The sequence below is a fragment of the Bacteroides pyogenes genome (assembly GCF_014196225.1).
Taxonomy (GTDB): domain Bacteria; phylum Bacteroidota; class Bacteroidia; order Bacteroidales; family Bacteroidaceae; genus Bacteroides; species Bacteroides pyogenes_A.
Window position 1 is genome coordinate 1 of the sequence record NZ_JACIDI010000033.1, and the last position, 9,115, is coordinate 9,115.

Genomic DNA, 9,115 nt, shown 5'->3' on the forward strand with positions numbered 1-9,115 from the left:
TATTAGTCCCGACTCGGAGGCGAATCTGAACGAATCGTGCCCAGTCGGGACTAATTTTTTGTATTTTGCAATACGTACTTTACCGGAGGCTTACGTTTGTTTCAGTCGGAGGCTCTGTTTGTTTCAGTCGGAGGCTCTGTTTGTTTCAGTCAGAGGCTCTGTTTGCTTCAGTCAGAGGCTCTGTTTGTTTCAGTCAGAGGCTCTGTTTGTTTCGATCGAAGGTTCTGTTGGTTTGCGTCAAAGGTCCTGTCGAATCGAAACAAGGTTTTGTTCGTCTCTGTCACAGGCTCTGTTTGTTTTCATCAGAGCCTCTGTCGGTTTTCACCAGCAGCTCTGCTTTTCTTCCAACCGTTCTTTGAAGATTCCCGCTTGCTTTTCGTGCGGAGACAATAGTCGTTCCAACGCAACCGATGCCGCATTTGCAAATTGCCGCCGAATCTTCTCTTCGCACAAGCCTTTCCGGCTTATCTCGCCGCGGCATCGAACGCCTGATCCCAGTCTTTCCACACCGGTTCACGTCCCAGTCGCTTCAGCGCGCGCTCCACTTCCACCGCTTTCCGCTCGTCGCTCACGTGGAATTGCTCCAAAGTCTGCGGGTAACTGTAGTAACCTCCCGGTTCCGTCTTGCTTTCGGCGCTCATCGTCGTCACGCCGAGCGTAGCCATGCTGTCGCGAAACGCTGCGCTTTCACGGGTGGAGTAGGAGATGTCCACATCGTGGTCGAAGATGCGCATGGCGAAAGTCAGCTGCGCCAACTCGCGGTCGCTCATCACCACATTGGGCTGAAACCCTCCGTTTTCCGAAGGACGCATACGCGGGAAGTTCACGCTGTACTTCGTCTTCCAGTAATGTTTTTGCAGGTAACGCAGGTGATACGCCATCATCGTCACATCCGTCCGCCAATCCTCCAGACCGATGAGCACGCCCATTCCTATTTTGTGCACACCCGCCTGTCCCATCCGGTCGAAGCCGTCGACCCGCCATTCGAACTTCGATTTCATTCCTCGCGGATGATACCTTTTGTAGTTCGCCTTGTGGTAAGTCTCCTGAAAACAAATCACGCCGTTCAGTCCGTGACGCGTCAGTTCTTCGTACTCTTCCGCTTTGAGCGGCATCACTTCAATCTGAAGATTGCTGAAATAGGGCTTCGCCAGATCCAGCGCTCGGGCGATGTATGGCACGCCTGCCACTGCGGGGTTCTCTCCGGTGACCAGCAGGAGGTTGTCGAACGGAGCCAGCCGTTTGATGGCTTTGTACTCGTTCACGATCTCTTCCTCCGTGAGAATGGTGCGCTTCATCGGGTTGCTGACGTGGAACCCGCAATACACGCACGAGTTGGTGCACGAGTTGGTGATGTAGAGCGGCACGAACATCGAGATTGTTTTGCCGAACCGTTCCATCGTATATTTACGGCTGAGACGAGCCATTGCTTCGAGGTACGGAGCGGCGGCGGGCGAGATGAGAGCCATGAAGTCGTCTACATCGAGACGCCCCTGCTTGCTCAGCGCGCGGCGGACGTCCCTCTCGGTTTTGGAACAGATGGCTGCCGTCGTCTCTTCCCAAGATATTTTTGCTAATTCGTCGGAAAACATTTCTTTTTCGTTTTAATATTCATATTCGCGGCATTGTCATTCCTTCTTTGCCGATTTGAGTTCGCGAGACAGGCGCATGGCGCAGAAATTCGGACCGCACATCGTGCAATATTCCCCGTCGATGTGATGCCCCGCTCGGAAATAAGACTGCGCGCGTTCGGGGTCGAGCGAAAGGTCGAACTGGTCTTTCCACCGGAATTCGTACCGCGCCTTGCTCAGGGCGTTGTCTCTCACCTGCGCGCCCGGATGCCCTTTGGCAAGGTCGGCGGCGTGCGCGGCAATCTTGTAGCTGATTACCCCCACCCGCACATCCTCTTTGTCGGGCAGCGCCAGATGCTCTTTCGGAGTGACGTAGCAAAGCATGGCGGTGCCCAGCCAGCCGATTTGCGCCGCTCCGATGGCGGAAGTAATGTGGTCGTAGCCCGGCGCGATGTCGGTCACTATCGGCCCGAGCGTATAGAACGGAGCGTTGTGGCACTTCTCTATCTGCCGTTCCATGTTCTCTTTGATTTTGTGCATCGGCACATGTCCCGGTCCTTCGATGAACGCCTGCACGTTCTTTTCCCATGCCCGCAGCACCAGTTCGCCCATCGTGTCCAGCTCGGCAAACTGCGCTTCGTCGTTGGCGTCGCGTATGGATCCGGGGCGCAGGCCGTCGCCCAGCGACACAGCCACGTCGTATTGTGCCAGAATATCGCAAATATCGTCGAAATGTTCGTACAGGAAACTCTCCCGGTCGTGCACCAGACACCATTTGCTCATGATGCTTCCTCCCCGGCTCACGATGCCGCACAGCCGTTTCTCCGCCAGATGCACGTTGTGACGGCGTATCCCCGCGTGAATGGTGAAGTAATCCACCCCTTGCTCGCATTGCTCTATCAGCGTGTCGCGGTAAATCTCCCACGTCAGGTCTTCCACTGCTCCGTTCACCTTCTCCAACGCCTGATAGATCGGAACCGTCCCCACCGGCACCGGACAGTTGCGTATGATCCATTCGCGCGTTTCGTGGATATTGGCTCCGGTGGATAGATCCATCAGCGTGTCGCCTCCCCATTTGCAGCTCCATACCGCCTTCTCCACCTCCTCGTCGATGCCCGAAGTCGTAGCCGAGTTTCCGATATTCGTATTGATTTTCACCAGAAAGTTGCGCCCGATAATCATCGGTTCCGCTTCCGGGTGGTTGATGTTGGCAGGCAGCACCGCCCTTCCTTCGGCTATCTCCTTCCGCACAAACTCCGGAGTGATGTAGGTTTCGATGCCCAGCTCCTCGCAATTCATGTTCTCTCGGATGGCTACATACTCCATCTCCGGCGTAATGATGCCCTGTTTGGCATACGCCATCTGCGTAATCGCTTTTCCTTTTCGGGCGCGATAAGGCAGCGCGATGTGCTCGAACCGCAGCGAATCCAGCGTCGCGTCGTCGCGTCGCATCCGTCCGTACTCCGAACTGATTTCGGGAAGCCGTTCCACATCTCCGCGCCCCACGATCCATTCCTCACGCAGTCGCGGCAATCCCTTCTTGAGATCGATGTCGACGGCAGGGTCGCTGAACGGGCCGCTGGTGTCGTATATGTATACCTCCGCATTGGGAGTCAGTATTTTTTCTTCGCCTTCGAAGCTCACGCTGGGCACTTGCTCTACCTTCCGCATGCCTACGCGGATGTGCGGATACAGCGTTCCGGACATATATACTTTCTGAGAACGGGGAAATTTTATCTGTTGTTTCATGTTTCGTTACGATTGGCTGTTGCAGGCAAAAAGCCGAACAGTTTCAGTTAATTAAAGTTGTTTCATCCTTCGGTACACCCGGTTGTTACAAGTTTAGAAACTCCGTCAGCGGCGAGCTTGCCTCTGCCGTAAAGTCGTCGGCTTGCGCGCCAAGCCCCGCTTCGTAAGCCCGGCGTCCCGCTTCCGTTGCCGCTTTGAACGCCTTTGCCATCTCAACCGGATTGCCCGCTACGGCAATGGCCGTGTTCACCAGTACCGCCGCCGCGCCTATTTCCATCGCGTCCGCCGCATGGCTCGGCGCGCCTATGCCCGCGTCTACCACTACCGGCACGTTCGCCTGTTCGATGATGATGCGTAGAAACTCTTTCGTCTGCAACCCTTTGTTGGTTCCTATCGGCGCTCCCAGCGGCATCACCGTGGCGGCTCCCGCCTCTTCCAGACGTTTGCACAGCACCGGGTCGGCTTGGCAATAGGGGAGTACCGTAAATCCCAGTTTCACCAGCTCCTCCGTCGCTTTCAGCGTTTCGACGGAATCGGGCAGCAGGTAACGAGGGTCGGGATGAATCTCCAGCTTCAGCCAGTTCGTCCCGAAGGCTTCGCGCGCCATCCTTGCGGCGAATACCGCCTCCTCCGCGTTGCGCACCCCCGAAGTGTTGGGCAATAGCTGAATGTGCGGATGAACGATGTGTTTCATCATGTCGTCTCCTTTATCGTTCATGTCCACCCGCTTCATGGCCACCGTCACCATCTCCGTGCCGGATGCCAGAATCGCCTGTTCCATCACTTCGTTGGAGTGGAACTTGCCCGTTCCCAGAAAAAGGCGGGAGCCGAATTCACGTCCCGCAATGATTAGTTTTTCCATTTCTTCTTATGTATTGTTTCCTTGTTTCACTGATTTTGTCTTTGTGCGGCTTCCTTGTCCGCTCGTAAGTCCGCCGCCGATGATTCGCCGGGTCTCTTCCACCGGATTCTCCGCTTGCAGAATTGCCCCCGAGAGCGCGATTCCCGTTACGCCTGTTTGCAGGATGCCGGGAATATCGTCGAACGTAATTCCGCCGATAGCCAGCACGGGCAGGTCAATGCCGGCCTCTTTCATTTGCGAGAGGAGAGAGGCGTAACCTTCGGTGCCCAATACCGGGCTCAAATTCTGTTTGGTTGTGGTAAAACGAAAGGGACCGACGCCCAGATAATCCGCTCCCGCGCGGTAACAGCGCACGATATCTTCGAACGTGTTCGCCGTGCCGCCGATGATATATCCGGCTCCCAATACTTTCCGCGCCTGCTCCACAGGCATATCGTGCCTGCCCAGATGTACGCCGTCGAGTCTTAGTTTCTTTGCCAGCTCAACGTGGTCGTCGATCATCAGCACTGCCGATTGCGCCTTGCAAAGCGGTTTCAGCCGGCGCGCCACCGCTTCCGTCTCTTCGAGCGGCGCGTCTTTCATCCGTAGCTGAATCCATTTGCATCCCCCTTCGAGCGCCATGCAAGCCGACTCGAAGTACGAGTACCGTTCGGTGCGGTGTGTGATAAATAATAAATTCGTCATTTCCTTATCCTCCGCATGCCGCTTTAATAATCACTATACGGTCGTTTTCGTGCAGCGCGTGGCTTTCCCAGTCCGTGCGGGGAATCATGCGGTTGTTTACGGCGACGGCAATGCCCTGCGTCGGCAAATCCAGATAAGGGATAAGTTGTTGAAGAGTAAATGAGGGAGAAACCTCCACCTCTTTGTCGTTCACTTGTACTTTCATTTTCTTATTCGGGTTTATAAGTTTGAAAGTAAATACAAAGGAGGCGTTGTGAAAGGCAAACAATAATAAGTAACACAATCCCTACGTCAGTGCTAACTGCATCAGGTTCTTAGGGTATAATCTCAGCCCTCACGGGGCACCCCTTTGTCTTTACAGGGAACAAAGTAAGCGAAAAAGATCGGGAAAAACATCTTTTCCTGCGATTATTTTTTTCATTCCGCTCCGAAGCGGGGGGGGAAATGATGGCGGTTGAAACAATGAAGTACTGCAAAGAGGCTTGAAATATGGCACTCTCAAAGTCGGACGTAAAACTTTTGGAGTGCAGTTCATAACTGGGCAGCTTCTTCGTGTTTCAAATCTCTCTATGTTTCTTTCCTTCCCTTGTTTCCCGTTTCATTTTCAAGAATTTCCATAATCTGTTCGTTCTCCATGAGAAACAAAGTGGGATGCTTTTCCAAAATCCTGTCCACCATCGCCAGTTCCCGTGCGTAACTTTCTTTCATACGCATGCAAGCAGTGCATAGCGTCCGCATGCTTACACACAGTTTCTTCTCTTCTATTTCAGAATCTTGCAATTGTTTCAGCCTGGCTTTGAATATCCCAGCTTTTTCTATATCATGCCTACGCCAGAAAAAAATCTGCATGAGGTAATACACCTGAAGTTTGGCGTGGAGCATCGTTAACTCTGTCCCCATGTCTCCGGTAGAGGATAAAAGTGAATTCATGTTTTCGATATTTTCCAATATTATTTCAGTTTGAGGTTGTATCTGTATGCTGCTGCTTCGCTGACGCCGACGAGATAACTGAACTGCCAATCAGCCCCGTCTCTTCCAACGTACTGTATGAACCGGCCACACGCCCGTCCGGATTCACTAATACAAGGGTCGGTGTAAATGCCACACCGTAAGCCTCGAAGTCGGGACTCCGGAAACCACGGGAATCATGCAATTTCGTAGCCCAAGGCAATGAGGCGGCACGGGAAGAGAATGTGCGTTCGTCTTCGTCCGAAGCGATGGAAACCACACGAATGCCTATTCCTTTAAGGGTGGCGTAGAATCCGCACAAGTCGCGCAGGACGGATTCGCAGCGGGGACAATCCGTCTCATAAAACAGCAACAACGTGGGGCCGGCCGATACCGACGGGACAGTACGGGACAAACAGGGAGCCTTCTTCCCCACAAGCAGCAGACGGGTGAGCAGACGGTGGGCAATGTCGCCCGGATGGGCAGGATCGGCATCGATGCCCATGCATGCGGCGGCGGTAACCGTTGCCGCATCGTTCATGCCATGCTCCGACAAGCATTCCGCCACGGGGCGCAACATCTCTTCCGCACAGCGCTGCCTGCCTGCGCCCGTCAGCCGGGCGGCAAGGCGTTTCATATCGGTGCAGAAACGTTCGGAAGCAAGAGTGGTTGCCACCTCGGGTTTCTCCGCTTTCATCACTGCGTCGTATAAGATGTACGAATCTGCCCATACACGCATGTAGTCGTTTCTGTGTGGAAAGGCGAGGAGCGTGTCGGGCGGGAGTGTGTCCGTTATGTAATGCTGTTCACGGCGGAGGGCAGGCGTGTCGTCTGTCACAAGAGCATGTAGCAGCCGCATGTAGCGGCTTTCTATTTCCGGTTCTTCTCCTTGTTTCCGGCTCCGGCATCCGCAGCAGAGGGCGGACAAGAGGAAGAGAGCGGGCAATAGAGCGAGGAAGTCATGTAGTTTGTTCATAGGTTCTTTTAAGTCTGCCCGGCGGACTTTTAAGTTTGGCCGGTGGTTCTTTTAAGTCTGACGGTCGGGGCTTTTGAGTTTTTTAAGTCCGGCCGGCAGGTCTTTTAAGCTTGGTCTGTGGTGTTGCCGGAAATTCCCTTGTTTCCCTTTACCTCTCCGGAAATCCCGGCATCGGGAGTGTGAGTACACGACATGTTATGAGGTAAAAGGAGAGGAGAGGAAAGTTTCGGGCAACACCGCAGCTGCTTCACGGTTTTCACGGATGAAAACGTCTTGCAGGATTGTGCCTGCACCTTACCTTTTATGATCCCGGGTCGGGAGCCTCGCCGTGTCCGCCGGAACCTCCTCCCGGCGAGGAAGTGCCACCTCCGGTTTCCGGCTTTTTCTTCGACGGTTTTCCCTGCCATTCGGCAAAACTGATGTCGCTCACCAGTGCCCGGGTGTATCCCGTTCCGAGGTCCTTCCGTTCACGCGCGGGAGTGAAGCGCACGCGTATCCCTTTGAAAAGGTCTGCGTTCACGTCCTCGGCACGGTCTACCGTTTTGCCTACCACTCCTGTGTAGCGGAACGAACCCAGCCCGTCGAGGCTTACGCTTCGTCCTTCGGACATGATTTGCGACATCACTTCCGGCAACGCGCGGACAACGGCGTGCACGTCCGCCGGCGATAAAGTACTCTCGCGCGCAATGCGGCGCGCCACTTCCTGCGTATCGGCAGGCTTGCCCACGGTCACTACTTGCGGATAATACTTCACAGGTCGGTCTTTGAGCTGTGATTTCTGTTTCTTGAAGAATAGCATTGTAATAAATTATTTAAAGGTTTAACAATAGTCTGCCTGTGTCGCCGGACATGCCCCGGATATGCTCCTGAGGAGGTATTGTCGAGGTCGGACTCTTGACCATGCCGAGATCGGACTCTTGGCATCGTCTAAGTCGGACTCTCGACGTCCTCTAAGTCCTGACCTTGATGTTGCCTTTACCGGAAACGGGCAGACGAGTGACTTGGTTTATAAGTTTTTTATATTTTTCTTTCACACTCTTTTTTATATTGTTCTTCCGAGATCAAGAGTACAATATAAGCATGAAGATATTGTTAATTATTTGAGAAAGGGCGAATAGAAAGCATATTCTCACGTTTATGTAAAACATGGGTGTATAGAGCATCCTCTCTGATATTCGGTCCCCAAGCATTAATAAGTCCCCATCTTACTACAAAACGACCGCCTGCCCAATAATCCGCTCTCACGCCTCGATCTCTGATATTATCTGATTGATACTCTTTTCGTCCGCAAATAGGGAAAATACGCTGGATGTCTTCCTTCTTGTTATTATTCCACCATGCTTCATTGGAAATGGTGTTGATATTGCCTGCAAATCCCGGACCCACATAGCGAACAGTAACTATCACGCGGCTGGTGGAGCTATTGAGGGTCCATGAACCCACACGTTCGTATCGGTAAGCACAAAGCAGGTCGTCATTCGAAGCGAGAGGATGTGTGGTTAAGCTATGATCATTGTCATCATTGTCCGGTGCTCCCGTCCCTTTTTTGAAACGAAGGGCATAAGTAATACCATCATTTCCTCTGGTGTAATAATCAGAGGCATAAGTACGCTTATGTGTGGGATTAGTGGCATATATTTCACAAGCTTCATTAACATTCAGTGTGCTGGTCGGAGCAGGTCTTTGAAAGAAAGCACCAGCACTGCTATATGTAAATACACAAGTCCACTCTTCTGTGGTGGGCAGGTGGTATTGATCCTTCAGCAGAGGTTCATTGAAGACATTAGCACAAATATTATTAGGTGGAGCATAATTAGAAATTCCTGTGGCATCGTAATTGGAATAAAGGCCACTATCACTGTTATTGTCATTGTTCGCCCATCTCAGAGAGCCAAACCCTCCTGCTATGTTATGTTCTGCTACGTATTCGATAGGTAGCTTCCCACGTTGTTGAATCCATATTCCCATTTCCGCTCCTCCGGCCGTAAGCTTAAGTTTGGCAGATTGAAATTTGTTTGCTTCTTTAGTTTTGATGGTAATGGTCGACGTACCGTCGGTAGTGCTGTTTAAGTCACCGGTGATTGTAGCCCAAGCAGGAACTGTCAGAGGGTCTATCTGCCACCCACCGGTGTTCTCTGTGGTGATGGTCAGCGCTTTCCCAATAGCAATGTTTTGGTCTGTCAACGTTATGCTCCTCTGATCCACAGTCAGCCGTTTGTTGCCCGGCACTTTCACCTCTTCCTGCACTTCGTTCCACGGAACGATGCGGCATTTGAGCGTGTGGTTGCCCTTAAAAGCCTCCTCAGGAGTGTCAGCAGGTAATCC

At 52.8% G+C, this 9,115-nt stretch carries 9 protein-coding genes and 1 riboswitch; all 9 genes read right to left on the reverse strand.

From position 1 onward, the window contains the following. Positions 1 to 464 precede the first annotated feature (464 nt). Complete coding sequence (gene thiH / locus GGR07_RS13560; RefSeq protein ID WP_021645656.1) at positions 465 to 1,592, reverse strand: 2-iminoacetate synthase ThiH; 1,128 nt, start codon at positions 1,590 to 1,592, stop codon at positions 465 to 467. Between the two features lie 36 nt (positions 1,593 to 1,628). Then, positions 1,629 to 3,320 (reverse strand): phosphomethylpyrimidine synthase ThiC, encoded by a 1,692-nt coding sequence (thiC, locus tag GGR07_RS13565; RefSeq protein ID WP_021645655.1) that lies wholly within the window; start codon positions 3,318 to 3,320, stop codon positions 1,629 to 1,631. A gap of 85 nt (positions 3,321 to 3,405) precedes the next feature. After that, on the reverse strand, positions 3,406 to 4,182 hold the full coding sequence (locus GGR07_RS13570; protein ID WP_021645654.1) for a thiazole synthase: 777 nt from the start codon (positions 4,180 to 4,182) through the stop codon (positions 3,406 to 3,408). 6 nt (positions 4,183 to 4,188) lie between these two features. Further along, on the reverse strand, positions 4,189 to 4,866 hold the full coding sequence (locus GGR07_RS13575; protein WP_081691768.1) for a thiamine phosphate synthase: 678 nt from the start codon (positions 4,864 to 4,866) through the stop codon (positions 4,189 to 4,191). 4 nt (positions 4,867 to 4,870) lie between these two features. After that, positions 4,871 to 5,071, reverse strand: coding sequence for a sulfur carrier protein ThiS (gene thiS, locus GGR07_RS13580; protein WP_027326053.1), 201 nt, complete (start codon positions 5,069 to 5,071; stop codon positions 4,871 to 4,873). 61 nt (positions 5,072 to 5,132) lie between these two features. Next, positions 5,133 to 5,225: riboswitch (TPP riboswitch) on the reverse strand. A 208-nt stretch (positions 5,226 to 5,433) separates the two neighbouring features. Beyond that, positions 5,434 to 5,796 carry a hypothetical protein gene (locus GGR07_RS13585; protein ID WP_147298150.1) on the reverse strand — a complete coding sequence of 121 codons (363 nt, stop codon included), beginning with the start codon at positions 5,794 to 5,796 and terminating at the stop codon, positions 5,434 to 5,436. Between the two features lie 25 nt (positions 5,797 to 5,821). Further along, positions 5,822 to 6,790, reverse strand: coding sequence for a peroxiredoxin family protein (locus GGR07_RS13590; RefSeq protein WP_122056605.1), 969 nt, complete (start codon positions 6,788 to 6,790; stop codon positions 5,822 to 5,824). Between the two features lie 301 nt (positions 6,791 to 7,091). Next, entirely contained in the window at positions 7,092 to 7,589 is a 498-nt protein-coding gene (locus GGR07_RS13595) for an HU family DNA-binding protein (protein WP_021645647.1), read from the reverse strand. A 293-nt stretch (positions 7,590 to 7,882) separates the two neighbouring features. Further along, positions 7,883 to 9,115: hypothetical protein (locus GGR07_RS13600; RefSeq protein ID WP_183200523.1), on the reverse strand; the 1,233-nt coding region annotated here is incomplete at its 5' end.

What these genes read in the sequence shown, in the direction of transcription:
- thiH (WP_021645656.1), bottom strand. Translation starts at nt 1,592, where the DNA reads ATGTTTTCCGACGAATTAGCAAAAATATCTTGGGAAGAGACGACGGCA.
- thiC (WP_021645655.1), bottom strand. Translation starts at nt 3,320, where the DNA reads ATGAAACAACAGATAAAATTTCCCCGTTCTCAGAAAGTATATATGTCC.
- GGR07_RS13570 (WP_021645654.1), bottom strand. Translation starts at nt 4,182, where the DNA reads ATGGAAAAACTAATCATTGCGGGACGTGAATTCGGCTCCCGCCTTTTT.
- GGR07_RS13575 (WP_081691768.1), bottom strand. Translation starts at nt 4,866, where the DNA reads ATGACGAATTTATTATTTATCACACACCGCACCGAACGGTACTCGTAC.
- thiS (WP_027326053.1), bottom strand. Translation starts at nt 5,071, where the DNA reads ATGAAAGTACAAGTGAACGACAAAGAGGTGGAGGTTTCTCCCTCATTT.
- GGR07_RS13585 (WP_147298150.1), bottom strand. Translation starts at nt 5,796, where the DNA reads ATGAATTCACTTTTATCCTCTACCGGAGACATGGGGACAGAGTTAACG.
- GGR07_RS13590 (WP_122056605.1), bottom strand. Translation starts at nt 6,790, where the DNA reads ATGAACAAACTACATGACTTCCTCGCTCTATTGCCCGCTCTCTTCCTC.
- GGR07_RS13595 (WP_021645647.1), bottom strand. Translation starts at nt 7,589, where the DNA reads ATGCTATTCTTCAAGAAACAGAAATCACAGCTCAAAGACCGACCTGTG.